This window comes from Corallococcus sp. bb12-1 (assembly GCF_026626765.1).
Lineage (GTDB): Bacteria > Myxococcota > Myxococcia > Myxococcales > Myxococcaceae > Corallococcus > Corallococcus terminator.
Genome location: NZ_JAPNJZ010000005.1, coordinates 34,261 through 57,995, shown reverse-complemented (window position 1 = coordinate 57,995; position 23,735 = coordinate 34,261). Strand labels below are relative to the sequence as shown.

Sequence of the window (23,735 nt, the reverse complement as noted above, 5' to 3'; positions counted from 1 at the left end):
TGTCATGGCACACCCGATAGGGACGGGAGCATCCGAAGAGTCTGGGCCGTCATTGTCCGCCAGGGAGCACGGCCAGGGGCCCTCCACGCCAGCCAGGGAGCGGACCCAGGGGGGGGGACCGCTCACCGCCAGGGAAGTGGAGTTGATGGACGCGTACTGGCGCGCGTGCAACTACCTCGCGGTGGGGATGATCTACCTCCAGGACAACCCGCTGCTGCACAGGCCCCTGGTGCCTGCGGACGTGAAGCATCGGCTGCTCGGCCACTGGGGCGCGAGCCCGGCGCTCTCGTTCGTCTGGGTCCACCTGAACCGGCTCATCGTCGAACAGAACCTCGACGTCGTCTTCGTGGCCGGGCCGGGCCACGGCGCCCCGGGCGTGCTCGGGCCGGCGTACCTTGAGGGCACCTATTCGGAGGTCTATCCGGACAAGAGCCTGGATGCGGAGGGGATGCGGAAGTTCTTCAAGCAGTTCTCCTTCCCCGGTCACATCGGCAGCCACGTCACCCCGGAGACGCCGGGCTCCATCCATGAAGGCGGCGAGCTCGGCTACAGCCTCTCCCACGCGTACGGTATGGCCTTTGACAATCCCGACCTCATCGTCGCCTGCGTCGTGGGTGACGGCGAAGCCGAGACCGGACCGCTCGCGACGGCCTGGCATTCGAACAAGTTCCTCAACCCCGCGCGGGACGGCGCCGTGCTGCCCATCCTGAACCTCAACGGGTACAAGATCGCCAACCCGACCATCCTCGCCCGCATCAGCCCGGAGGAGCTCGAGTCCCTGTTCGTCGGCTACGGCTACAAGCCCTACTTCGTCGAGGGCAGCGACCCGGCCCAGATGCACCAGAAGATGGCGGAGACCCTGGAGCGCGCCGTCGAGGAGATCCGGACCCTGCAGAAGACGGCGCGGCAGACGGACACCCCGACGCGTCCGCGCTGGCCCATGATCGTCCTGCGCTCGCCCAAGGGATGGACGGGTCCAAAGGAGCTGGATGGGCACAAGCTGGAAGGCACCTGGCGCTCACACCAGGTCCCCTTCGGCGACGTGCGGGGCAACCCGGCGCACCTGAAGGCGCTCGAGGACTGGATGCGCAGCTACCGGCCTGAAGAGCTGTTCGACGCGCAGGGACGACTGAATCCGGAGGTCAGGTCCCTTGCACCCAAGGGGCCCCGGCGGATGAGCGCGAACCCCCACGCCAACGGCGGCCTGCTTCGCAAGACGCTCAGGCTGCCCGACTTCCGCGACTATGCGGTCAAGGTCGGCCCGCGCGGCACCACGCTGCATGAGAACACGAAGCCTCTCGGCGAGTTCCTGCGCGACATCATGCGCGACAACCCGACGAACTTCCGCGTCTTCGGCCCGGACGAGACCGCGTCGAACCGGCTCCAGGCCATCTATCAGGCGAGCAAGAAGGCCTGGATGGCGAACCTGTTGCCGGAGGACCTCGACGGGGGCGAGCTCGCGCGGGACGGCCGCGTCATGGAGATGTTGTCGGAGCACACGCTGCTCGGCTGGCTCGAAGGGTATCTGCTCACCGGGCGTCACGGCCTCTTCCACACGTATGAGGCGTTTGCCCACGTCATCGACTCCATGTTCAACCAGCACGCCAAGTGGTTGGACATCAGCAAGAACCACGTGAGCTGGCGGGCGCCCGTCGCATCGGAGAACATCCTGCTCTCCTCGACGGTGTGGCGTCAGGACCACAACGGGTTCTCACATCAGGACCCGGGGTTCATCGACCTGGTGACCAACAAGTCCGGCACGGTAACGCGCATCTACCTGCCTCCGGACGCCAACACGCTGCTGGTGGTGGCGGACCAGTGCCTGCGCAGCACCGACTGCGTCAACGTCATCGTCGCGGACAAGCAGAAGCACCTGCAGTTCACCAGCATCGAGGAGGCCATCTCCCACTGCGCCAAGGGGTTTGGCATCTGGAAGCGGGCCAGCACGGACCAGGACGCGGAGCCGGATGTCATCATGGCCAGTTGCGGCGACGTCGCGACGCAGGAGGCCCTGGCCGCCGCCTCCATCCTGCGCGCGCGCGCACCGAACCTGAAGCTGCGCTTCGTCAACATCGTCGACCTGTTCAAGCTCCAGTCGTCGGCGGACCATCCGCACGGGTCCACCCAACGAGAGATCCAAAGCCTGTTCCCGCCGGGCAAGCCCATCATCTTCAGCTTCCACGGCTATGCCTCGCTCATCCACAAGCTCGCCTATCGCTTCATCAACCACGAAGACCTGCACGTGCATGGCTACCGGGAGAAAGGCAACATCAACACGCCCTTCGAACTGGCGATCCTGAACGAGACGTCCCGCTTCCACCTGGTCATCGACGTCATCGATCGCGTGGCGGGGATGCAAGCGAAGGCAGGGCACCTGAAGGAGGAGATGCGCAACGCCATCCTCGACAACCTGGCCTACGCGCACGAGCACGGCACGGATCGTCCTGAAATCGCGGACTGGACCTGGCCGGACTGAGAGGGCTGACGCATGGCGCGGCGGACATCCGAAACGGGGGGCGTGCCGGACGCGCTGCTCGTGCTCAACGCCGGCTCATCAAGCCTGAAGTTCTCCGTCTTCCTCGATGAGGAGCCCCTCCGCCTCCTCCTGCGGGGGGAGTTCGAGGAGCTGTCGACCCGTCCGCGGTTCGTCGCGCACGCGGACGGTGCCGTCATCAGCCAGAGGGATTGGGCCCCCGGAACGCAGCTCGGGTACATGGGCGCCACCGACTTCCTGTTCGCCTGGGGGCGGGAGGGTGTACTCGGCGGGCACCGGATCGCGGCCACCGGCCACCGGGTGGTCCATGGCGGCATGCGCTTCTCCGGGCCCGCACTCGTCGACGCGGCGACCCTGGCGGAGCTGGAGGCGCTCATTCCGCTGGCGCCGTTGCACCAGCCCCACTGCGTGGAAGCGATTCGAGCCGTCACGCGGACGGCGCCAGCGGTGCCGCAGGTCGCCTGCTTCGATACGGCGTTCCACCGCACCCAGCCCCCCGTGGCCCAGGCCTTCGCCCTGCCCCGCCGCTACGCCGAGGAGGGCATCCGCCGCTACGGCTTCCATGGCCTCTCCTACGAATACATCGCCTCCACGCTGCCGCGCACGGTGCCCGGGGCCGCCGAAGGACGCACGGTGGTGGCGCACCTGGGCAACGGCGCGAGCATGTGCGCCCTGCTCCGGGGACGAAGCGTGGCGACGACCATGGGCCTCACCACCTTGGATGGGCTCATGATGGGCACCCGCTGCGGTGCCCTGGATCCCGGGGTCCTGCTCTACCTGATGGACCGGCACGGCATGGACGCGCGCGCGCTGGAGCGGCTCCTCTACCAGCAATCCGGCCTGCTGGGCGTCTCCGGCGAATCCAGCGACATGCGCGAGCTGCTCGGCGGCTCCAGTGCCGCCGCCGCCGAGGCACTGGACTTGTTCGTCTATCGCATCCATCGCGAGCTGGGCTCGCTCGCGGCGGCCCTGCACGGCCTGGACGCCGTGGTCTTCACGGGCGGCATTGGCGAGCACGCCGCGCCCATTCGCGAGCGGGTCTGTCGCGAGGCGAGCTGGCTCGGGCTGGAACTGGATGAGGAGGCCAATGCTCGCGGAGGCCCCTGCATCACCCGGTCCGGCAGCCGCGTCTCCGCCTGGGTGATTCCCACGGACGAAGAGGCGATGATCGCCCTCCACACCCAGAGAGTGCTGAGCACGACAGGTCTTGCACCCGGTCCTCGGTGAGAGCGCGTGCCTGCCTGCCCGGCCCACCCTGGTGGAGCGGTGGGCGGACAGGCGGCCCATCCCCACGCTCCCAGCACCACGCAGTCCGGTGCCCAAAGGCGGTCGTCATGCGATTGAAGACAGTGCTTCCCCTTGCCCTGCTGGCGCTCACCGTACCTGGAGGGGCGCGTGCCCAGACGGTGTCCGGCACGGACGCGGACACGGCGGGCTTCGTGACGCAGGGGATGGAGCTTCCCGAGCGGCACTTCATGTTCAACGTGGGCGGCGGCCTCTCTTTCCCGGTCTCCGACGCGGGGGACCGCTTCGAGACAGGCGGCGGCTTCCAACTGGGCTTCGGCTACCAGTTCCAGAGGAGCCTCGGCATCATGGCTGAGTACTTCTATAGCGGCTATGACATCCGCTCCGACGTGCTCACCGGGACTGGCGTCGACGGCAACCACTACATGCAGTACGGCAGCCTCAACGCCGTCTGGAATGTGATTCCCCGCAGCACTCTCGGCTTCTACTTCATCGCCGGGCCGGGCGTGTACTACCGCACGGTGGATCTGACCCAGTTGGCGGGCGTCGCGGCCGTCCCGTACTGCGACCCGTGGCTGTACTACTGCGCCACGGACGTGGTGCCGGTGACGGAGGTCCTCGGCTCGCGCAGCAGCACGGACTTCGGTCTCAGCGGTGGTGTCGGCGTCACCCTGAAGATCAACGGAGACCTCCGCCTCTACGTGGAGGGGCGCTACCACTACATCTTCGGCTCGAGCGTCGACGTGCCGGGCGGCGATACGCGCAAGGCCAACGGCCAGTACATCCCGGTCAACTTCGGCATCCGCTATTGAGCCTGGGCTTTCGCGTCGGGGAGTGACGCGAAGCAAGGAGGGCCCGGACTCCCGCTGGCGAGGAAGTCCGGGCCCTGCGTCCGTGGGGCCGTTACCGGCCCGGGCCGCGGTGCGCGTCAGGCCAGGGGCTGGGTCCCGGCGCCGTTCTTCAGTTCCTTGCGCACTGCCTCGCTGACGCGCTCGCGGACGACGTCCGCCATGCGCTCGCGGAGGTCCTCGCCCACGCGATCGCGGACGGCGGCCACGATGCTCTCGGTGTCGACCTGACCGGGCCCCTGCGACTGGAAGCCGCCCATGGCCTGCTCACCGTACCCGCCGCGCATCGTGGGGCCCATCGAGGCCATCGACTCGCGGACGGCGTCACCCAGCCGCTCCTTCAGCGCCTCGTGCAGGTGCTCGCGGAGGTTGTTGGACAGCCGCTCGTGGAGGGTGTCCACGAGCCGCCCGCGGAGCGCCTCGGCGATGCGCTCCGGGTCGATCTGGCCGGCGCCCTGCGGCTGCATGCCCGCGAAGCCCATGGTGCGCTCGCTCATCCGCGTGCGCAGCTCGTCGCCCAGCCGCTCGCGCAGCGTGTCACGCACGCGCTCGCGCAGGCCGCTCTGGACGCGCTCACGGATGCCGTCCGCGACGCGATCGCGGATGAGGTCGGCGATGCGCTCCGGGTCGACCTGGCCGAAGCCCTGCATCCTGCGCTCGGACAGCGCGGAGCGCAGCGTCTCCGCCAGGCGCTCCTTCAGCGCCTCACGGACGCGCTCGCGCACGGCGGCGTGGATGCGCTCGGACATGGTGTCGACGAGCCGGGTGCGGATGGCGTCGGCGATGCGCTCGGAGTCCATCGGCGCGAGGCCCTCCATGCCCATCCTCCGCTCCATCATCGCGGAGCGCAGCGCCTCGCCCAGCCGCTCGCGCATGGCGTCGCGGACGCGCTCGCGCACGACGTAGCCGAGCCTGTCGCGGAGGGTGTCCTCGAGCCGGGCGCGCACGCGCTCGGCGATGCGGTGGGTGTCAATCTGCCCGCCCCCCTGGAGGCTCATCATGGTCTCGGTCAGGGCGCCGCGCAGCGCCTCGCCCAGCCGCTCCCGGAGCACATCGCGGACGCGCTCGTGCACGCCGCTGGTGACGCGCTCGCGGATGACGTCGGTGAGGCGGTTGTGGACGGCGTCGGCGATCTGCTCCGCGTCGAACGGCTGCCCGCCGCCGTCCCCCTGCTGCATGTTCATCGAGCGCTCGCTCAACGCGCCGCGGACCGCTTCGCCGACGCGCTCACGAATCTCCGTGCCGATCCGCTCCTCCAGCCCGGAGACGACGCGCTCGTGCACCGCGTCGGCGATGCGGGCCTTGATGGCTTCACCAAACATCTGCTGCCCCTGCATGGGGAACTGTTCCTTGCTCATTGTGCTGCCTCCTGGAGCGGCAGGTGCGGGGAGTCCCGGCCTGCCGCTCAAGGCGGACTGATAGAGCCAGACGCGGTCGGCGGATACAGGGCCCGGGTCGGGCACGGGTGTTGGCGCGCGTCCCGCGAAGTGCCCTCGCGGGGCGGGCTGGACACGCGCGAGCTTGAGCCATCGGACTGCGGTCTCCGGCTTCCGGGCATGGAAACTCAGGGCCAGGCCGCTTCCGGATTCCCTGGCAGCAGGTCCGACAGCAGCAACTGCTCCTCGCTCGGCGAGAGGTCGAAGTGGCGGGCCGCCTCCGTGATGAGCTGGACCAGGGGAGCCTCCGGCGCCTCGGCCCTCCGCACCGCGATCCTGCGGGCTGCGCCGCGCAGCGCCTCTCCCCTGGGACGAAGGCTTTCACGCATCACGGAACCTCATTTGAAGAGCGGTCGCGTCATGCGGCGCTCCTCTCCACGTTTCGGACGACCCGGGCCTGGGGCAAGGGAGGGCACTTCTTCACCATCGACACCTTCCAGGAACAGCCCACGGCAAAGGAGTGTGGGCACAAGTCTTGAACTGTGCCCACACGGATTCCCCAGCGAGAATTCATTACCGCTGCTGGAGCGTCACGGCTTCCTCTCGCCGAGTCAGGCCCGGCGAGAGCTGATGCTGTCGAGGCAAGCGGCCTGATTACGACCAATCTGGTGTCCCAACAATCCGGTGCGGTACAGTCATCAGTCGTCGTCCGGATGCAGGACTCGTTCTTCGACTCACCTTTCGACATGAGGACATCATGAACAAGCAGATCATCTTCAACCTGCCGGTCAAAAGCCTGGATAAATCCAAAGCCTTCTTTTCCGCTCTCGGCTTCAGCTTCAATCCACAATTCAGTAACGAGAGCGCGGCGTTCATGGTCATCGTGGATGGCAGCATTCATGCCATGCTGACGACCGAAGCGTTCTTCAAGACCCTCATCGACAAGCCCGTCGTGCAGGCGAAGGACGCCAACGAGGTCGTCATCTGCCTGAGCTGCGAGAGCCGGGAGGAAGTGGACAGTCTGATCGCCAAGGCCGTCGCCGCCGGCGGCCGCACTCCGCATCCGCCCGAGGACCACGGCTTCATGTATGACCAGGGCTTCGAGGACCTCGACGGCCACCTGTGGAACCTTGTCTGGACGGCGCCGCAGGCTTGATGCGGCCGGCCGGGCTGCTGGAGCGTCACGACTTCCTCTCGCCGAGTCAGGCCCGGCGAGAGCTGATGATGCAGATATTTCTGGATATCTTGAAAATTACGCCATGTCGGAAGCGTGGCTGCGTCCTCCAACCAATGACAGACAGGGAGACGAGCGCAGGGGGCACGTGCCCGCCACCGCGCGCGGACGTGCGAGCTGGCGCCAGGGTGATGCGCGTCGCGGCGCGGTCTCCCTATCCTTCTCCATGGAGACGAAAACAAGCCTCACGGGCAAGGCGTACCACTACGTGCCCACGCCCTTCCCCGAGTCCAGGGCCTTCCCCTGGGATGAGCTGCTGGAGCCCACGCAGCGGGGGCTGTACGAGCTGCTGTCCTGGTTGGAGGCCGCCTGCGGAGGCAGCCAGGGTGAGGGAGAGGTCCGCAACGAGCACCTCTCCACCAGCCTGCTCATCTCCGGCCCCCGGGGCGCGGGGAAGACCACCGTCCTGCTCAGCGCCGTCCAGGCCCTGCGCGACTGGAGGGCGTTCCTCGGGATGAAGCCAGGCGGGCGCCTGGAAGTGGAGGCCGGCGAGGCGGTGGCTTCGGGGCCGGAGGCGATGCGCAGGGACCTGTGCACGACGCTCGAGCGCATCGAGGGGCGCGTCGTCTGGCTGGAGCCGCTCGACCTGGAGCCGGTGCCCCCGGGCGCCAACCTCCTGGCCACCCTGCTGGTGCGCGTGCGCGCGGCCCTGGATGCGCCCCAGGAGGACACGTCCCCGCGAGGCGGGCACGGCAGGTGGTCCTCCTCCATCCTCGAGGAGAGCGCGGAGGAGGCCTGGGGAAAGTTGGATCACCTCATCCGGGATGCCTCGTTCATGTGGGAGGACAGCGCGTCGACCACCGACGTACGCGCGCGCGCGGAGCAGCAGATCAAGGCCGCGGAGATCTACGCCAACTTCCAGCAGCGCTTCGCGAGGGCCATGGAGAACGTGGCGAAGACGCTGTCCCTGCCCCGCTTCGGCACCGCCAGGGGTGAGCAGGTCATCCTCGTCCTGCCCATCGACAACGTGGACCGCAGCATCGAACACCTCCACAACATCGTGAAGCTCACCCGCATGGTGGCCAGCCCCCGGCTCTGGTTCGTGCTGGCCGCGGGCCATCAGGAGTTCCAGCTCTTCATGGAGCGCTCCTTCCAGAAGGAGCTCATCCTCTCCGGGCAGGCGGGGATCGGGGCCGTGGGCCAGGACGAGACGCTCTCCATCGCGCGGCGCCAGTCGGCCACCACCCTGCGCCGCGCGCTGCCCCCCAGCTACCGCATCAACCTGGGACCCGTGGATCCCTACAAGGCATGGGACTTCCGCCCGCTGGGGGTGGACGCGGAGGACGGAGCGCAGACGCTGGGCACCCTGCTGGAGCAGCTCCGGCTGCCCTGCGCCGCGACGCGGGAGAAGACGCAGGTGCTGACCTCCTTCGCGGACCTCTTCAACCTGGCGCCCCGGCTCTCCGACACGGTGAAGACGACCTACCGCCTGGCCACGCGGGAGGGGCGGGACGCGCCCCTACGCAAGGTCATCCTCACCCCCGCGGGCAAGCTCGCCCTCCACCTGCCCGCGCGCACCCTGCAGGACCTCTGGCACGCCGCCCGGCGCGAACTCCGGAGCACCCCCGCCTCCTCCGAGGAAGCCTGCGTTTCGGATGGGGAGCGCACCGTCCGGGTGGTCACGGAGATGCTGCGCAACGCCATTGACGAAAGCGACCTGCCGGCCTGGGCAAGCCAGCAGTTGAACAACCGCATCCTCCGGTATGACGAAAAGGGGCTCATCTTCCTGGACCTGACGGGCAAGCCCGTGCGCCGCTCCAAGCGGACCACCCTGTCGGATGTCCTGGAGTGGCCGCGACGGGAGCGCCCGGGCGACGACGCCGCGAAGACGCAGGAGCCGCTGCTCCTCAGTGAGCTGCACCTGCGGCACTTCCACGACGTGGTGCTGATGTTGAGCGACCTGGACCAACAGGGCCGCTGCGTGCCCCTGCCCGGCAATGTGACGGGCTGGTTCATGCTGCTGCACGACACGCTGATGCTGTTCGAGCCGCCCCGGGTGCTGAACCTGGACGTGACGCCCTTCGAGATGAGCCCCGAGCTGGTCGTGACGCTGCACGAGCTGTGGGTGGACGCCGCGCCCCACGAACCGCTCGTCCAGGTGGAGTGCTGGTGGAGCCTCCCCACCTGGAAGACCTTCGTCGAGTTCGCCATCTTCACCGCGCAGTGGAAGGCGTTCCTGAAGCGGACGGCGGACGGGTACTTCAAGGTCGACAACATGAGGGACTCGCGCATGAAGGTCGGCGCCCACCACCGCTTCATCCAGGCGGCCTGGGTGGAGAACATCTGCTCGGTGGCGGGCCGGGAGCTGGGCGGATGGGACTGGGGCGACGCACGCGACCGGGGCGTGGAGTCGGTCCTCCTGGAGCAGGAGCGCGCCAGCGCGCTGGAGCCCTACGAGCAGCGGGTGCGCGGCACGGTGGCGAAGCTCGTGGAGGACATCCGGACGTACAGCGTGGGCTCTGATCGGCTGTGGACGGCCCGGGTGTGGCTGCAGAACGCGCTGCCCCTGCTGGTGCTGCCGGAGTTCGCGCCGGCCCCCGCCCTCAGCGAACTGCTGCGCTGGCAGTCGGGGGAGGCGGGCGAGAACGAGGCCTGGGACGAGCTGGTGGCGTACTGGGAGCACCATGGGCCCCGCCTGACGAGGCTGCGCGAGCAGATGGTGCGCGCCGCGGTGGGGCGCTCCGGCGCGTCCGAGGCGCTCCGCCGCCACCTGGGCACGGACGGAGGCCAGCTCACGGGCCTGTACTACGACTGGCTCGACACCGTGGTGCGGACGTGGTTCCGGGTCATGGACCAGGAGGGCGACCACCTGGAGCTGGAGGCGCTGCGCAGGGTGTCTCCCGTGCAGGACCTCCAGGCGGACTCGAGCCATGGGCACTGAGGGGCCGCGCCAGCCCCAGGGGAACCTGGCCCCCCGCCGCGTTCCGGAGGCCTACGTGCGCGCGGAGGTGGCCAGCTTCCCGCTGACCAGCTTCCAGGCCTTCCGGGAGGCGCTGACGGAGCTGGTGCCCTCGCTGGACGGGCGCGCCGCGAGCCCCACGCGGGCGCTCTGGCGCGATTGCGAGAAGACCCTGTCGGAGCACGCCAGCGGCTGGTCGCTGGACCGCCTCATCGCAGTAAGGGACGTGTTCTGGTTCGATTCGCGCCGGCACATCCGCGGCCAGAGGGATCCGCCGCGGCGGGTGTCCATGGCCAGCTACCTGGTGCACCTGGCGGACACCCACCTGGAGCGCCGGCCCGGGGTCACCGTCGTGGCCCAGGACACGGAGGCTGGCGCGGTGGACGCCGTCACGCACTACCGCTGGCTCACCTTCGCCCTGCCCGAGGACCTGTTGATGTCGGCCTTGCCGGTGGAGCCGCCGCCCACGCGGGTGGACCTCGAACCGCCGCTGCTGATGCGCCACCTGCTGGACCGGGGCGTGACGGAGGTCCACCACCACGTCAACGCGGGCATGGACTTCCCGCTGCTGTGGACCTCGCTGCTGTCCGCCATCGCGGACCCGGCCCTGGATGCACGCCTGCTGTCAGGACCGGGGCTCGTCTTCGGAGAGGGCGAAACGATGCTCCGCTGGCTGCTGGCGGCCGCGGTGTCCCGCTGCGTCCTGGCGGAGGTCATCCTGCGAGGTGGGGGGCGGCCGCTGCTGGAGTTCGTGGCGGGCCTGCGGGAGTCCTCCGTCTGGCTGCCCCAACGCCGCCGGGTGCTGGAGCGGACGCTGGAGGCACTCTCGCGCGCCCGCCTGGAAGTCCTGCCGGAGCTGGACGAATTGCGCGAGCTCTACGGGGACCTCCACCCGCTGGCGGCCAGCAACGGCACCGAGCCTCCGGAGACCCTCGACGACGTGTGGCGGCGGTGCGATCCCATCGCCCTGCGGATGGGGCTGCACACGCCCAACGCGGGGGAGCGCTGGCTGGTGCGCTACGGGCTGCGACGGCTGCGGCGGCTGGAAGAGGCCGGCACGCCGGATCCGCACTTCGAGCGCCTCTTCTGGCAGGTGCAGCGGGTGCGCTGCCTGAGCTACCGCACCTACGTGCAGCGTCCGCTGACCGCGGGCCTCCAGTGGTTCATCCGCTTCTATGATCGCCTGGGAGCGATGAAGCGGCCCCTGCATGCCGTGCGCGCGGAGGTCTCCTACGCGGTGGCGGGGGGCGAGCAGCCCATCGCCGCGCTGGAGGTGCGCACGCGCCTCATGGACACCTCCATCCAGATGGCGGAGGAGCTGTGGGGGCTGACGCGCTCATGGCAGCGGGTGCTGGAGCGCGTGGGGCGGGCCACCAGCGACGGCCGTCAGCCGGAGTTCGGCCTGGTGCTGCACCTGCTCAAGGCGCGGGATCCCAAGCGCCACTGGAGGGAGGGCCTGCCGCCCGCGCATGCCCAGGGCACGTACGCGGAGCCCGTCCCGGAGGGCCTCATCCGGCTGGGAGGCCGCTACGCGGACTACTTCGTCTCGCAGTCGGTGCGGGTGGAGGCGCTGGTGGACCTGCTGCGGGCGGTGCCGCTGTCGCTCTGGCTGGTGCGGGGGCTGGACGTCGCGTCGGACGAGCTGAGCGTGCCCACGTGGGTGCTGGCGCCGCTGTACCGCTACATCCGGTGGGAGGCCGCCCGCGCCGCGGTCCGGCCGGCGGCCCGGGGCGCCCCACCCCTCCAACTGACGGGCCACGTGGGCGAGGACTACCGGCACCTCATGGAGGGGCTGCGCCGCATCTACGAATGCCTGCACTACCTGCTGGACCACCGGGGCGGGCGACTGGGACACGCCACTTCGCTGGGGGTGGAGCCAGGGACGTGGGCGGAGTCCGTGGGCGCGGTGATGATGCCGGCCGAGGAGCGGCTGTGGGACCTGGTCTTCGAGTGGCGCCTGTACGGCGGCTACCGGCTGCCCCCAGGCCTGAGCGTGGACACCCCGCCGGGACGGCCGCTGCAGGTGGAGAACCTCATCCGCGAGCTGTCCGAGGGCATCTTCGGCAAGTGCATCGCGCCACACGTCCTGGCCGAGGCCCACCACGTGCTGCACAACCTCTGGTGTCCGCCCCTGGCGCAGGAAGGCGTGGGCGTGGGGCTGGACGCCTTCAGCCGGGCTTCCCGACGGCTGGACTGGGTCCGGGTGCGCAACTCCCAGCGCGTCCAGGAGCTCATCGAAGCGTACCGGGAGGACGAGCGCGTGTTTCGGCGCGGACAGCAGTTGGTGGACATCCCGCTGGATGCGGCGGAGGTGGCCGCGCTGCGCTCCGCGCAGGACGCGCTGCGCCGGTACGTGGGGGCGCGGGGGACCGTCGTGGAGGTGAACCCCTCCAGCAACCTGCTCATCGGCAACCTGTTGGACCTGCGCAACCACCCCATCCTGCGGCTCTTTCCGCCGCGAGCCGAAGCGGGGGCGCCGCCGCCGGTGCCCATCGCGGTGGGCGCGGACGACCCCATCACCTTCTCCACCTTCCTCCTCCGGGAGTACTCCCTGCTGCACGAGGCGGCGCGGAGCGCGGGCTACTCCGAGCGCGAGGTGCACGAGTGGCTGTCCACCGTCCGGCAGACGAGCATGGACGCGCGCTTCACCACGCCCTGGCATCCCAGCGCGGAGCGCATGACGGAGGACCTGCTGGACGCGCTGGGGGCCTTCACGCGGCGGCCCTCGGGGCACCTGGGGGCCCGGGCCCCGAGGTGAACCAGGCCACCTACTCCGGCTTCGCGCGCCGGGGGGCGCCACCGGCCTCCGGGGCACCACTGGAAGGCAGCAGCTTCTCCGACTGCCCGATGAGCCTGCGCAGCACGTTGTTCATGATGGAGCTCACGAACCTGTCCGCGGAGTACCCCGCGACCACCGACAGGGCCGCGAGGGTGAAGAAGACGGCGCGCCAGTCCCTCACGACGATGTTCAGCAGGGCCGGGTTGTAGCTGGCGGCCTTCACGGGGTCGCGAGGCACCACCGAGAGCAGCAGGTTGGACTGCTCGACGAAGAGGAGCGTCATGGCCGCGAAGGCACCGACGACGGGCTTCACCAGCAGGTGGTAGGCGAAGAAGCGGCTCGTCGCCCCCGTCGCGACGATGAAGCGCTCCTTGGACAGCATGTTGGACACCACGGCGCCGGCCGCGCCCACGAGGCCGAGCAGCAGCAGCCCCTGGGGAACGAGCTGTTCGGGCCAGGTCGTGACCAGGGATTGATTGAACCCCAGCAACGCGATGAGGCAGAGCGTGATGAGCAAAAGGGTGCTGAGGATCTGGATGGAGACGTTGATGGAGAGCTGCCAGAAGGTCTTGTCCACCCGCTCATTGACGACGCCCAGCGCTCCCCGCAGCACGTGGCGGCACCGCGTCAGGCGCTCCTGCTCGGTCAGGGAGGTTTCAGGATCGCTGGCAGGAAGCGCCTCGCCCCGGAGCACGCGGACGCACCGGGGCAGTGGGCCCTCGGTCCGCTCCGCGCCCAGCCAGAGCACCTTCTGGCCGGGGTCCGTCACCCGCCGCTCGAACTGCTGCTGAACCTCCAGCGCGTTGGGCAGCAGCATGTGAAGGGGCATGACCAGCAGCAGCAGGCCGTCCACCTCGTGGATGACCTGCCAGAAGGAGAAGGACCAGCGCCAGAGCGGCCTGTCGAGGCAGCGTCGGGCCACCTCCAGCCGCTGGGCGCACTGCTCCAGGATGACCCGGTCCTCGGCCGTCAGATCCTCGCGGACCTGACACAACTCATGGATGGAGGCGGCGTTCTCCAACCTGTTCCAGAGCAACTGGGTCGCCGAGCCATACCTGCCCCGGCGGCGGCGGAAGCCGACGAGCCCTAGGATGGCGGGAGGAGGACTGTCGGAAGGCAGGGTGTCGGAGGCCGCCATGAGGAACACATGGACACGGCGCGGAGGCCTGCCAATCCGTCAACGCCCGTGCGCAAGCGCGCCCTCGGCCGGATCCCCGCCCGGTGACATGGACCGGGAAGGCGGCCGCCACGGCCGCCCTCCGCGGTCTGTGACCTACAAGCCCCCGAGTCCGGGCGCGACGACGCCTGAGTTGAATTGATTCGAGCTGTTGTAGAGATGGACGGTCACGAAGGCCCCGCCTCGAGCGTCATCCCGAATCTGCACGATGTCCGCCCTGCCGTCGCCATTGACATCCCCCGCATGGAAGGCCAAGGCAGCGCTGGGGGCGGAGATTCCGCTGGAGTCGACGCCCGCGCTCACGATGGCCGTCCCGTTCCAACGCCAGAGGATCGCGCGAAGACGGCCAGCATCACTCCAGAGCTGCATCAGGTCTGGGATGCCGTCGAGGTTGGTATCCCCCACCAGCCAGTCCACCGCGCCCGATCCGGCGCTGGTGATGGAGTTCCACACCGAGACAAGCTGCGTGCCTCCGTTGTTCTTGATGAGCCGCAGTTCGAGAAAGCCGCCATTGTTGCGCGCCTGAATCAGATCGGTCCGGCTGTCGCCATCGACATCAATCGCGAAGAACCTCGACTCGGCGATGGGACCAAGAACCCCGGCGGTGCTGACCCAGCCGTCAGAATAGCCCACTCCATTGGCCTTGTGGACGAGGACGCCGACGTTGCCGGCGTCGTTCCAGATCTGGAAGATGTCGGTTCGACCGTCGCCATCGACATCGCCCGTCAGCCATTCGACAGCCCCATATCCCGCTCCCATTTCCGTCACGGCGACGGTTTGATACACGTTGTTCGCCGTGGCGGCATGAACCGAGATCTGGAGTTTCCCGTTCGCCAGGGGCGCCAGCTCCGCGATGTCCGTTCGACCATCATTGTTCACGTCGACCGGGAGGTATTTGAAGGCCTGCATGCTGCCCTGGAGCGACGCCGATGGCCCCGATTGATAGCCCGTCCCATTCGCGTTCCAGAGAATCATTCCGAGTTGTCCGCTGTTGTTCCAGAGCTGGAAGATGTCGGTCCTTCCGTCCTGATTGGCATCTCCCGTCAGCCATGCCAGGGCCCCTGAACCCGCCGGCATGACGCTGGTCCACGGCGAGCTGTTTTGATTGAGGGTGTTGTTGACGCTCATCCCCAGGGTGCCCAGGTTGTCACGAAGGTAGACGGCATCGGGACGGCTGTCCGCATTGACATCCACGAGCGGAAGCAACCTGCTCTTCATCCCTTGATACCACGGAGACGAACCATAGGCCGCCTGCGCGCCCATGATGTCAATGCGACTGATGCGCCCTGAATTGTTCCCCGTGAGGTTGCAGTAATGCATGATCGAATCACGATCATAGGAGGTCAGCACCGTGCCTGGCTGTGGCGCCCCTGAACCGCAGGCCGTGCCGTCGGGAAGACGCTCGGGGTTGTCGTCACGGTCCATCTCGTGTCCAAAACCCAGGGTGTGCCCGAACTCATGGACCCCGAGGTACTCGAGCCTGCTCTGTGCGGCTTGCGTCCCGATGATGATCCCCCAGCTGTCCCCCTCGAACTGGTTGTGGAAGGCGTCGCCCATTCCCACCTGGGCCGAACCGCCACCAGGACTTGTAGGTTGGGCCGAATCGAGGTCGACCCGAGCCCTCACATAGAGGTTGTCATTGGGAGGAAAGGTCGAACTGGCGGGGCAGTCGACGAACTCCGTGAAGTGGATGTTGGCGTATCGCTCCCAGGTGTTCCTGAGGGCTGTACGGACAACCAGCTTCTGGGCGAAAGCCCCCGGAGTGCTCCAGCACACCGGGACCACGTTGCCATTGGAGGTCCAGAGCGTCTTCCCACTCAGGACATACAGGCCATCCGTCCTGGACGCAGTGGTGTCCGGCAAGGGCCCTTCAATACGGGGCGCCGAGTCGCAGGCGAGAATGAAGCCACACGCGAAGAATATGAACCGCCTGGAAAAGCGAGTCGGATGTTGAGTCATGCGGGCCTCTTTGTGGGCACGGATGCAGGGATTGGAAGCTGGGACGGCGCGAACCAGCTTCACGGCGTCAGGTCCGTGCGTCACCTGGTCGTGCGTGCTTGAATAGAGGACCTGGCGTGACGGGCGCGTGACGGCAAAAAGCCGAGGACGAAGCCCGCTCACAAGGGCGGGCGCCAGGGCATCACTTGCGCTCCAGCAGCATCGTCATCCCGCCGCCGGGGCGGGTCCGCCCAGGTGAGGAGGTGTCGAAGTGCTCCGAACGGCCTCAGAGGTCGACGAACTCACAGTCGCGCACGAGGACGTTCATCATCAGTCCTTGGACGCGGCCACGGATACCAATCTTGGTTCCCTTTGAAAGGTTCGCGGCCTTCTTCACCTGCTCGTCGGCGACGAAGCACTGGATCTGCGGGATCTCGAACTGCCGTCCGGTGCCGAGCGTGACGTAGACGGAGTTCATGATGTCCTTCTTGATGTCGTCGACAACGCCTGCGGTCTGGATAACCTGGTCCTTGAAGTTCGAATCAGCGCGAACCTCGTTGTCCGCGTACTCCGCGAGGAGCGTGCGAATCTCCACCAGCTTGGGTGCGGGCTTTTCGTGAGCGGCAGTGGTTCGGATTGACGCCGTCTCCCCTGATGTCGAGCCCTTCTTCGCCGCGCCGATAGCACCGAGGCACGTCCCGAGGAAGCAGAGCGAAAAGAGCCCTCCAACCACGAAGAGGGTCACCTTGAGCACGGAGGTGCCACGGGGCACAGGAGCCCCACACTTCGGACAAGCCGTTGCATTGCTGGCGACGTCATTTCCGCACTGCTTGCACTTCACCAATGCCATTTCGATTCCCTTGCCGGAGCCTGTCGAATGCCGAGTCGGCTCTGGATCAGGATTGGACTTTCAAGTGCTCAACACCATCCCCCGCAAGGAGAGGGTGCGAACGACCCCAGGCTCTTCCTCAAGACGAAGTGAGTCCAGACGCCACCGGGAGACCCGCTCCTCCCGGTGGACGTCCATCCCTCAGGGGCAGGCGCTTACGGGCACCACCTTCCAGTTCACAGTTCCATGCAGTTGAACGCGATGGGTTCACGCGTCAGCGCCTGACGGATACCGCTGTAGACCGCGCCATTCGACGCCAGGCCGATGTGTTCCACGAAGATGAGCGGGCACTGCTCCTGCACGGTGATGTTGCACTTCAGCGACTGGCCCTTCGCGTTCGTGCGGTCGCAGTTGTCCATGCGGCCGTTGGTGGCCGCGTCCGTGAACACGTCGAACTGCTTCAGGTTGTTGATGTTGGTGTAGGCAATGGCGTCATCCGCGGCCCGGACATTGATCTCCTCCAGGAACGGCCCCGCGCGCAGTTGGTGGCAGATGGGGCTGTCCGTGGGCTTGTCGGTACAGCCGACCAGCAGCGCGGCCAGCTTGGGATCCACGTGGGTGCCCTTGTGGGGCGTGCCCAGGCTGATCATGTTCTCCACCTGCTTGTGGCCGTAATCGTGGATGAAGGTGCGAGACGTGATGCCGCCCTGGCTGTGGCCAATCAGGTTGACCTTCTCCGCCCCCGTCTTGAGCAACACCTCCGACACCCGGTTCTTGAGCCACTGCGCGCCCTCGCGGATGTCGATGAGCCCGAAGCCCGGCAGCTCGAAGAACTCCACGTAGTAGCCGTCCGCCCGCAGTCGGGCCTCCAGCAGCAGGTAGAGGAACTCCGACGCCATGGTGCCTCCGACGATGATGACCGGGTTCTTGCGGCTCGTCGGCGCGGGGACCGGCGTCGGCACTGCGGCGGTCGTGATGCCGCAGCTCACCACGCTGGCCTTCGCCGTACCGGGGTTGGAGATCAACGGCGGATCCGCGGCCAGGCAGGCCCAGGAACCATCCGAGGGCTGCGGCCCCTGCTGCACCATGAACTCGGCGTGGATGGAGCCATTGCCGGCCCAGGACAGCTCACAGCCGCCGCCCAGCGCCCTGCCCGGCCCCTTCGCGATGGACTTCGGATACGCCCCCGTGCCCGGGGGGCCCTGCGTCACCGTGCACTGGAGGCTCGGCTTCGGGGTGACCACCGTGGGCGCCACGCGGCAGGCGACGAGCGACGCCTCCACCGTGGCGTCCTGCGCGTGGTTCGGCGGATCCGCCGCCTGGCAGTACCAGCCCTGCCCGCCCGGCGTGGGCCGGGACACCACCACGTTCTCCGCGTGCACGGAGCCGTTGCCGAAGTGGGACGTGTCACAGCCGCCGGACACGACGGTGTAGCCGTCGGTGACGAGCGTCGGCGTGAGCGACACCTCGACCACCGGGTTGCGCAACAGGCCCGTGCGCTTCGTCAGCGTCGTGCATTGCAGGGGCAGGTTCGCCCCGGCCGCGTCGGTGGCCTTGCAGTACGTGACGGACGCCCTCGCCCAGGACGGGTTGGAGACGAACGCGGGGTCCGCGCCCTTGCACCGCCAGCCGAACTCCCCGTCGGGCGCGTTCTGCACCATCACGGCTGCGTGCACGGACTCCAGGCCGAAGCGAGACACCTCGCACCCGCCGCCCACCCGGACGTAGCCCAGGCGCTGCTTGTCCAGCGGCACCGTCGCCACGGCCCTCGGGTTGGGCGTCAATCCCACGGCGGGCACGCGCTCCTGGGATGTCTGGCAATCGAGCGCCCCCTGCGCGGCGGCCGTCGAGCCCAGCAACAGCAGCGCGGTGAACAGCCCGACCTGTCTGCTTGAAAAGGTTGTCATTGGAGAGCCCCGCCCTTTCACTTCGCCACTTCGCGCAGCGTGATCTCGTAGACGAGCGTCGCGTTGGGGGGCACCTTGCCGGGAAGTCCCTGCGCGCCGTAGGCCAGCTGCGGAGGAACGACGAAGCGGTACTTGCTTCCCAGCGTCATGAGCTGGAACGCCTCCGTCCAGCCCTTGATGCCGTCGCTGACGCCGATGACGGAGACCTTGCCCTGGGCCGCGGAGCTGTCGAACTCCGCGCCCGTGCCGCCGACGATCATGCCCTTGAACTCGAACACCACCCGGTTCGCCGGGCCGGGGCGAGGGCCCGGCGGCGTGGCCGTCAGCACCTGATACTGGAGACCGCTCGCGGTGGTGACCACGCCCGGCATGGCCTTGTGCTTCGCCAGGAAGTCCTGCCCCGCCGTGCCGTACTTCGCCGAGTCCGCCGCGAGCTTCGCCTTGCGGTTCTGGAGCATCGCGTTGCGGCCCCGCTCCCTCGCCGTGGTGAGCTCCACCCCGGTCAGCAGGGAGGGCTTTCCCTCCAGGTTGTCCCGCAGGCCCTGAAGCAGCGCGTTGATGTCCAGGTCCGCGTCGTTGCGCTTGATCGACTCCGCGACGTCCTGACCCAGGGCGTAGCTGTCCCGCTCCTTGTCCGTCGCGAGCGGCGCGGCGGCGTGGGCGGCCGCGGCGCTGAGAAGCAAGAGGAAGGCAAGAGGTCTCATGGGCACGAACTCCAGGGTGGTTGAGGCAGGAAGGAAGCGCTCCGCCAGGAATCAGCGGCACCCCGCGCTACATCAATTCACGTGCCAGGGTTTGCGACGGCCGGGCGCGCGGGCCCGCCCCGGAACGGCCTGAAAACAGAGACACCTGACACGTCAGGGCCGCCCCTGACACGTCACGGAAACCCTCGCGCGAACCGGTCAAAAAAGGATATCGATATTTCCCCGCAACCAATTTGAGGACCCCGTGTTGAAGGACACCGGAGGTGTTCATGACAGCGGTCGCGCGGATGTGTTCTGTCGGTTTGTGCTTCATGTTGTTGGCATGTGGAGGCGCGGGGAGTCCGGCGTCGGAAGAGACTCACTCGGGTGTGAGCACCGGAGCACTCGCGGAGGCGAGTCCGCTGGCACCCGACGCGGGCTCACCGTGGAGCGCGGTGAGCACACGGGTGGCGTCGCGGGCCGCGGCGGCGGGGGTGACGCGGATGGGCATCGCCATCTACGACGCCCAGGACCGCAAGGTGTTCGAGCAGATGGTGGGTGACTTCACGCCCGACGAGCGCGTGGCGGTGGCGTCATCCTCGAAGATGGTGTCCGGCGTCGTCCTCTTCGACGTCATCCGGCAGGGCCTGCTGTCGCTGGACTCCACCACCGGCCAGGTGCTCGGGTGGACCGGGGACAAGGCGGGCATCACCCTGCGCCACCTGCTCTCGTTCACCTCGGGGCTGGAGCCGAACCATGCGTGCACCTCCCGGGTCACCCTCACCCTCCAGGAGTGCGTCGCGCAGATCGCCACCGTGCCGGTGAAGGCCCCGCCGGGCACGCGCTTCGACTACGGCGGCGTGCACCTCCAGGTGGCGGCGCGCATGGCGGAGGTGGTGACCCACAAGGGCTGGAACACGCTCTTCACCCAGACGCTGGCGACGCCGCTCGGCCTGCCGTCGGGGGTCACCTACTACACGGCGCCGACGCAGATGCTGGGCACCACCAACCCGCTCGTCGCCGGAGGGCTGCGCGCGTCCATGAATGAGTACGCGAAGCTGCTCGCGCTCGTCTTCCACCGGGGGCGCTACGCGGGCCTGGAGAAGGGCACCCTGACCCTCTTCACCGCGCAGACGCGCGAGCCCTACCCGTCCGTGACGGTGGGCAACTCCCCGATGCAGGACGTGGGCTATCCCTACCGCTATGGGCTCACGGCGTGGCTGGAGTGCAGCCCCGTGCCGGCCCTGGGGTGCCCCAGCATCAGCTCGCCCGGCGCCTTCGGCTGGACGCCCTGGTTGGACCGGGACGCGGGCTACTACGCCATCCTGGGCATGCAGTTGGGCGCAGGGGATGCGACGGGCGGCGTGGTGTCGTTCTCCGTGGACCTGGAGCAGGAACTCCAGCCGCTCATCCGCACGGCGCTCGGAAACTGAGCGCGGCGCCGCCCGGGCCGGTGTGCTGGCTCCGGGCGGGATGCAACGCCGGTCCGGAAGCTCACACGGGCCGGCGGAAGTAGTCCCCGAGGTCCGCGGGAAGCTGTGACGCCACCGCGGCCACCTCCTCCTCCGGGATGCGATCGCGCACGGCCGTGAAGACGGCGGCGACCACGCGAGGCGCCTGGTCGACCTTGATCTTCAGATGGTCCGCCACGTCGGACATGAATTCGTCGCGTCCGATGCGCCGGGCGCGCGAGGAGCCCCGGTGCACCGAACAGGCGCCCAGGATTTCACCGATGCCGCCGGTGAGCGCGCGGTAGAGCTTCACGTCCTCTCCATCCGAAAGGCGCCGTCCGAGCGTGCACAGCACCGCGCTCGCGGCCTCCCGGGCATCCAGGCCCTGGCTGTGCATGACCGCGTCGGATTGGATTTCATCCAGGAAGGGCTGGAGCTCCAGCGACTCGTCGCGCTCCTTGACGGGCACGGCGTGGGTGTCCTGATTGGGATTCTGGGGCGAAGCCATGGGCGTCTCCGAAGGTTCGTGGGCCCGAAGCGGCCCAGCTCCGGCAAGAGGCTGCGCATGGGGTGGAGCGCTGTCATCGTCCGCGACGCCGCGAACAAGGACGCCCGCTGTCACGCGGCCTTGGAAGGGAGCGTGACTGGGAGGCATTGCAGGGCGATGCCAAGCGCCACAGCTTAACGTTTCAAGCGCGCGAAGGAGCCGCCATGCTGAAACACGGTGAACCGTTGCAACCCCAAACGGGCCTCGGCGGACGGCGACTCAAACGCTTCGGACCGGCATTCCTGATCGCGGCCCTGTCGGTGACGGGCTTGATGGCGGCGGACTCCTGTGGCGGTGGCGGCGGCGGAAGCTGCAAGGCCTGCCGCGACGACTGCGCGAACAACGGCATTCCTGCGAGCCAGTGCAACTGCGAGGGCTGCACCCCGCCCTAGGAGACCGCCATGCCTGGACTCGCCACCCGCCTTTTGGTCGCGCAGCGCGCGTTGGATTCGCTGAAGGCAGCGGGCGCGCCGGAGGTCGCCGTCATCGAGGCGAACCTGAAGTGGTACCGGCTGGGCGCGCTGGGCCCGGCGCTCGGGGACTTCGTTCCCTTCGAGAAGACGCCCGGACAGAACGGCGGCCGCTCGCCCTACTACAGCGTCCGGGTGGAGGTCCTCCGGCTCGCGGTCGGTGACCCCACGGATGGCACCCCCGGTGTCGTGCCGACGTTGCGCACGTTCAAGGAGTTCCAGGAGCAGGTCTCGAAGCTGGTGAAGGACCATGACTTCGGTGGGCTCAAGGACCTGCGGGACAGCGGCGGCCTGGACAAGGTGCAGCAGGCCTCCGCCGACCTGGGACGGGTCATGAAGCGGTTCTCCGACAAGGATAAACTCGCGGATGTCGGCAGGAAGATGGGCCGCAACAGCAAGCCGCCCATCCTCAATCCCAGCACCGTGATTCCGCCGAAGCAGTGGAACGGGCGTGACTGGTTGCATTGGAAACAGCCCGGAAACTTCGCATCCACGCTGCGCGCCAGGGCACTGGCCAGTGGCGACGGGCGCTTCATGGCGTATGCGCTGGGATGGACGGTCGCCTATGCCACGCTGGTGTGCGGCACGGGCTTCATGAACTCGCTGGTCGGCTCCAGCTACCGCAACCACTGGTGGCGCACGCGCTTCATCAGGAACTTCGTGGACGCCTGGGTCTGGGGCTTCTACGGCGCGAAGGCGTCCATGAGCCCCACGGACGTGCCCACCCCCGCGTATACCGAGTGGCCGGGGCTGTGTGACGCGCGGCTGCACGACTTGGTGGACTTCACCGGAGGGCTCGACGCGGAGGGGGTGGGACGCAGCATCGTCGCGGAAGAGGCCCTTCCCCACGTGCTCCCGCAGGAGTTCACGGCTTTCTGGGTGGACGCCTGGACGGCCGCCTACCCCGGTCAGGATGCACCGCTCTTCACCCAGGACCGGGTTCAGGTGGCGTACCTGCTGCTCTGGATCCAACTCTGGTTCGAGACCTCCGGCGACGTCATCGGTTGCAACCCGCCCCCTCCGACCGATCCTCCGGATGCGTGCACGGACAAGACCCCGCCCGCGTGGGTGGACCCCACGCTCATCGATCCCCAGACGAACGCGCCCTTCAAGGCGCCCACGCCCAAGGCCAAGCATGATCCAGACATAGGGGAGATCATCTCCGGCATCCTGCTGGCATTGGCGGGCGTCGCCTCGTTCTTCCTGGGAGGCGCGGGTTTCGGCATCGTGGCGCTCGCGGGCGGCATCGGGCTGATCGTGGATGGGGAGAAGAACCTGAACTGGGACGAGCTGGAGTGTCAGCTCTACTGGATCGCGGTCTACCTGTTCAACGGGCTGGATGCGCTGCACAAGCTGACGGTCTTCGCGGGCCTCCAGCCTCCGGCTCCGGCGGAGTTCGCGACCGCCAGTCGGGACGTCCAGTTCGCGGACAGCCTGCCCCTGTCGTATTTGAGCGCGGGGACTGTCTGCAAGGGCCGGGCAATGGAAGGACTGCACGTGCCGTGGTCGGGCGCGCTCAGCACATGGAACACGTATCCGGACACGACCGCGCTGGAGACACCGCTGACGAACGAAGGGTCCTTCGCGGGCTTGTGGCCCTCCGCCATCGTCGACGACGCGGGCGCGAACGCGGCCACGGATGACATCGGCCGCCCTACCCTGCCCTGGCCCGGGGGCATCCAGGGGTCCTTCGGTCCCGCAGTGCAGGCGAGCGTGGAGCTCCTCCGCGGCCCGGGGCAGTTGCCGGACTGGAACCTGGACAATGACCGCGGTCGCGGCTGGCTGACGTGGGAGCTGTCGGGTCCCTACGCCGACCCCGTGCCCGCGAAGCCGGAAAGCTAGAGGTGGGCGCCATGCG

At 68.2% G+C, this 23,735-nt stretch carries 17 protein-coding genes and 1 pseudogene; 9 read left to right on the top strand and 9 right to left on the bottom strand.

The features are described 5' to 3' along the window. The first annotated feature begins 4 nt into the window (after positions 1 to 4). The 3 genes from OV208_RS09580 to OV208_RS09570 all read left to right on the top strand — a co-directional run bounded on the left by OV208_RS09580 (position 5) and on the right by OV208_RS09570 (position 4,551). Complete coding sequence (locus OV208_RS09580; protein ID WP_267573528.1) at positions 5 to 2,476, top strand: phosphoketolase; 2,472 nt, start codon at positions 5 to 7, stop codon at positions 2,474 to 2,476. Positions 2,477 to 2,488: 12 nt separating this feature from the next. Then, positions 2,489 to 3,721, top strand: a complete 1,233-nt coding sequence (locus OV208_RS09575) for an acetate/propionate family kinase (RefSeq protein WP_267573527.1) — start codon at positions 2,489 to 2,491, stop codon at positions 3,719 to 3,721. A gap of 107 nt (positions 3,722 to 3,828) precedes the next feature. Continuing rightward, positions 3,829 to 4,551 carry an outer membrane beta-barrel protein gene (locus OV208_RS09570; RefSeq protein WP_267573526.1) on the top strand — a complete coding sequence of 241 codons (723 nt, stop codon included), beginning with the start codon at positions 3,829 to 3,831 and terminating at the stop codon, positions 4,549 to 4,551. Between the two features lie 116 nt (positions 4,552 to 4,667). Here OV208_RS09570 and OV208_RS09565 read toward each other — a convergent pair whose 3' ends face one another. Then, the gene (locus tag OV208_RS09565; RefSeq protein WP_267573525.1) at positions 4,668 to 5,945 is read right to left on the bottom strand and encodes a hypothetical protein; all 1,278 of its coding nucleotides are present in this window, start codon (positions 5,943 to 5,945) and stop codon (positions 4,668 to 4,670) included. Between the two features lie 206 nt (positions 5,946 to 6,151). Then, complete coding sequence (locus OV208_RS09560; RefSeq protein ID WP_267573524.1) at positions 6,152 to 6,352, bottom strand: hypothetical protein; 201 nt, start codon at positions 6,350 to 6,352, stop codon at positions 6,152 to 6,154. A 368-nt stretch (positions 6,353 to 6,720) separates the two neighbouring features. Between OV208_RS09560 and OV208_RS09555 the strand changes: the two genes are divergently transcribed. From OV208_RS09555 to OV208_RS09545, 3 genes are all read left to right on the top strand, one after another. Next, positions 6,721 to 7,119, top strand: coding sequence for a VOC family protein (locus OV208_RS09555; protein WP_267573523.1), 399 nt, complete (start codon positions 6,721 to 6,723; stop codon positions 7,117 to 7,119). 244 nt (positions 7,120 to 7,363) lie between these two features. Continuing rightward, positions 7,364 to 10,078 carry a hypothetical protein gene (locus tag OV208_RS09550; protein ID WP_267573522.1) on the top strand — a complete coding sequence of 905 codons (2,715 nt, stop codon included), beginning with the start codon at positions 7,364 to 7,366 and terminating at the stop codon, positions 10,076 to 10,078. Then, positions 10,068 to 12,854 (top strand): hypothetical protein, encoded by a 2,787-nt coding sequence (locus tag OV208_RS09545; RefSeq protein WP_267573521.1) that lies wholly within the window; start codon positions 10,068 to 10,070, stop codon positions 12,852 to 12,854. The genes OV208_RS09550 and OV208_RS09545 overlap by 11 nt, the downstream gene beginning before the upstream one ends. A 10-nt stretch (positions 12,855 to 12,864) precedes the next feature. On the opposite strand, the gene OV208_RS09540 is transcribed toward OV208_RS09545, so the two are convergent. The 6 genes and pseudogenes from OV208_RS09540 to OV208_RS09520 form a co-directional block, all read right to left on the bottom strand. Continuing rightward, positions 12,865 to 14,013 (bottom strand): hypothetical protein, encoded by a 1,149-nt coding sequence (locus tag OV208_RS09540; RefSeq protein ID WP_267573520.1) that lies wholly within the window; start codon positions 14,011 to 14,013, stop codon positions 12,865 to 12,867. Positions 14,014 to 14,148: 135 nt separating this feature from the next. Then, the gene (locus OV208_RS09535; protein ID WP_267573519.1) at positions 14,149 to 16,074 is read right to left on the bottom strand and encodes an FG-GAP-like repeat-containing protein; all 1,926 of its coding nucleotides are present in this window, start codon (positions 16,072 to 16,074) and stop codon (positions 14,149 to 14,151) included. A 202-nt stretch (positions 16,075 to 16,276) separates the two neighbouring features. Then, positions 16,277 to 16,744, bottom strand: coding sequence for an OB-fold protein (locus OV208_RS09530; protein ID WP_267573518.1), 468 nt, complete (start codon positions 16,742 to 16,744; stop codon positions 16,277 to 16,279). 21 nt (positions 16,745 to 16,765) lie between these two features. Further along, positions 16,766 to 16,840, bottom strand: a pseudogene (locus tag OV208_RS41335) (zinc-ribbon domain-containing protein); the annotation flags it as partial. 215 nt (positions 16,841 to 17,055) lie between these two features. Next, positions 17,056 to 18,726, bottom strand: coding sequence for an alpha/beta fold hydrolase (locus OV208_RS09525; protein WP_267573517.1), 1,671 nt, complete (start codon positions 18,724 to 18,726; stop codon positions 17,056 to 17,058). A 17-nt stretch (positions 18,727 to 18,743) separates the two neighbouring features. Beyond that, positions 18,744 to 19,430 (bottom strand): FKBP-type peptidyl-prolyl cis-trans isomerase N-terminal domain-containing protein, encoded by a 687-nt coding sequence (locus OV208_RS09520; RefSeq protein WP_267573516.1) that lies wholly within the window; start codon positions 19,428 to 19,430, stop codon positions 18,744 to 18,746. Between the two features lie 368 nt (positions 19,431 to 19,798). On the opposite strand from OV208_RS09520, the gene OV208_RS09515 reads away from it, so the two are divergent. Then, complete coding sequence (locus OV208_RS09515; RefSeq protein WP_267573515.1) at positions 19,799 to 20,842, top strand: serine hydrolase domain-containing protein; 1,044 nt, start codon at positions 19,799 to 19,801, stop codon at positions 20,840 to 20,842. A 61-nt stretch (positions 20,843 to 20,903) separates the two neighbouring features. Here OV208_RS09515 and OV208_RS09510 read toward each other — a convergent pair whose 3' ends face one another. Further along, positions 20,904 to 21,368: a DUF2267 domain-containing protein gene (locus OV208_RS09510; protein WP_267573514.1), complete on the bottom strand. Its 465-nt coding sequence runs from the start codon at positions 21,366 to 21,368 to the stop codon at positions 20,904 to 20,906. Positions 21,369 to 21,571: 203 nt separating this feature from the next. Here OV208_RS09510 and OV208_RS09505 point away from each other — a divergent pair, with 203 nt between their 5' ends. Together OV208_RS09505 and OV208_RS09500 are read left to right on the top strand one after the other, a co-directional pair. Beyond that, positions 21,572 to 21,799, top strand: a complete 228-nt coding sequence (locus tag OV208_RS09505; RefSeq protein WP_267573513.1) for a hypothetical protein — start codon at positions 21,572 to 21,574, stop codon at positions 21,797 to 21,799. Positions 21,800 to 21,808: 9 nt separating this feature from the next. Then, positions 21,809 to 23,719, top strand: coding sequence for a hypothetical protein (locus OV208_RS09500; protein WP_267573512.1), 1,911 nt, complete (start codon positions 21,809 to 21,811; stop codon positions 23,717 to 23,719). Positions 23,720 to 23,735 lie beyond the last annotated feature (16 nt).

Excerpts from the sequence above, each read along its gene's own strand:
- OV208_RS09580 (WP_267573528.1), top strand. The coding sequence starts at position 5 with ATGGCACACCCGATAGGGACGGGAGCATCCGAAGAGTCTGGGCCGTCA.
- OV208_RS09575 (WP_267573527.1), top strand. The coding sequence starts at position 2,489 with ATGGCGCGGCGGACATCCGAAACGGGGGGCGTGCCGGACGCGCTGCTC.
- OV208_RS09570 (WP_267573526.1), top strand. The coding sequence starts at position 3,829 with ATGCGATTGAAGACAGTGCTTCCCCTTGCCCTGCTGGCGCTCACCGTA.
- OV208_RS09565 (WP_267573525.1), bottom strand. The coding sequence starts at position 5,945 with ATGAGCAAGGAACAGTTCCCCATGCAGGGGCAGCAGATGTTTGGTGAA.
- OV208_RS09560 (WP_267573524.1), bottom strand. The coding sequence starts at position 6,352 with ATGCGTGAAAGCCTTCGTCCCAGGGGAGAGGCGCTGCGCGGCGCAGCC.
- OV208_RS09555 (WP_267573523.1), top strand. The coding sequence starts at position 6,721 with ATGAACAAGCAGATCATCTTCAACCTGCCGGTCAAAAGCCTGGATAAA.
- OV208_RS09550 (WP_267573522.1), top strand. The coding sequence starts at position 7,364 with ATGGAGACGAAAACAAGCCTCACGGGCAAGGCGTACCACTACGTGCCC.
- OV208_RS09545 (WP_267573521.1), top strand. The coding sequence starts at position 10,068 with ATGGGCACTGAGGGGCCGCGCCAGCCCCAGGGGAACCTGGCCCCCCGC.
- OV208_RS09540 (WP_267573520.1), bottom strand. The coding sequence starts at position 14,013 with ATGGCGGCCTCCGACACCCTGCCTTCCGACAGTCCTCCTCCCGCCATC.
- OV208_RS09525 (WP_267573517.1), bottom strand. The coding sequence starts at position 18,726 with ATGACAACCTTTTCAAGCAGACAGGTCGGGCTGTTCACCGCGCTGCTG.
- OV208_RS09520 (WP_267573516.1), bottom strand. The coding sequence starts at position 19,430 with ATGAGACCTCTTGCCTTCCTCTTGCTTCTCAGCGCCGCGGCCGCCCAC.
- OV208_RS09510 (WP_267573514.1), bottom strand. The coding sequence starts at position 21,368 with ATGGCTTCGCCCCAGAATCCCAATCAGGACACCCACGCCGTGCCCGTC.
- OV208_RS09505 (WP_267573513.1), top strand. The coding sequence starts at position 21,572 with ATGCTGAAACACGGTGAACCGTTGCAACCCCAAACGGGCCTCGGCGGA.
- OV208_RS09500 (WP_267573512.1), top strand. The coding sequence starts at position 21,809 with ATGCCTGGACTCGCCACCCGCCTTTTGGTCGCGCAGCGCGCGTTGGAT.